We start from the raw sequence: 1,194 nt of genomic DNA on the forward strand, positions 1-1,194 counted from the left end.
CACCCACTTTAGGCTGCACTTTCAAGCAACCCGACTCCAAGGAGCAAGCGAACCAACAGTGCCGCTATCCAGAACGGGGCTCGCACCCTCTCTGGTTTATGGCCTCAATCGTAARGACTTCGGACATACGACACTGCTGGAAACTTACACCTATACRCCACATTTCGAAGCAGCCAAAGACTGATCGATTCGGCGCTGGGCTCTTCCCGTTTCACTCGCCGTTACTAAGGGAATCCTTTTTAGTTTCTTTTCCTCCGCTAAATGATATGCTTAAGTTCAGCGGGTAATCACGACTGAGTTCAGGTTGAGATTAGCAAGACACGCACCGTCTCTCTTCTCAGCGCCGCATCAATCGAAAATTAATTCGATATCAACACACACACGAGACTAGACGAATCCCAGTATTCGAAAGGAGCGACGACACATTCTGACATAGATGCAGTAGCTTCACATCATAAGACACGCAGTTAAACACGTCTTGATGATCAGCCGAGTCAAGTCGGACGCCATTTGGCAGCTCCTCCGATATAAGAGTAGCGCGTCACATTACAAGACAGAACGGTGAAGCTCTGTCTTGACTTGTGATGCTTCTGGACTAGGACAAGATCAGTATGCCGAGACGCGAATCTCAGCTCACTAATGTTGCCCGACAAGCCGAAGACTCTCCGAAGAGAAGCCTAAGGCATTGAGTTAAACAACCCTGAACCAGACGTACCAACTGGAGGCCCAGTTGGTGCTATGCGTTCGAAMTTTCACMACTCTAAGCGTCTGCAATTCGTGGTAAGTAACGCAGCAAGCTGCGTTCTTCATCGATACTCGATGCAACCGATCCATCGCTGAAGCTAGTACGTATTATCGAGATGCAAATCTCAACAACAAATCACCGCATGTCCGTGAAGACTTTTKGCAATCAGTGTACTGATTCAAATATGAAAAGGTGCTTATGTGTTTTTGGCGCCTTGGCTCGGCCGAAACCGAACCACGATCATCAAGACTATCGTCAACTAACTTCCTCTCCGCAAAGAAGAAGAAGCCTAGACGCATATAGCCACCAGGAGACACATAGCGGTTGTGTTGAGACGACTCGTGAACAACGTCTACTGCAGAACAGCAAACACTTTTCACTCATCATTAAGCCCTGACACAAAAGTAGTTTTGGAATAACTGCCACGTTCCATGGGTCGGACAGTCACT

The 1,194-nt window shown here is 47.9% G+C and carries 1 rRNA gene; it reads right to left on the reverse strand.

The annotated features are described in order from the left end of the window. A 23S ribosomal RNA gene (locus tag EZV76_RS17800) occupies window positions 1-348 on the reverse strand; the annotation flags it as partial. Between the last annotated feature and the right edge of the window lie 846 nt (window positions 349-1,194).

Source organism: Flagellimonas alvinocaridis (genome assembly GCF_004916895.1).
Taxonomy (GTDB): domain Bacteria; phylum Bacteroidota; class Bacteroidia; order Flavobacteriales; family Flavobacteriaceae; genus Flagellimonas; species Flagellimonas alvinocaridis.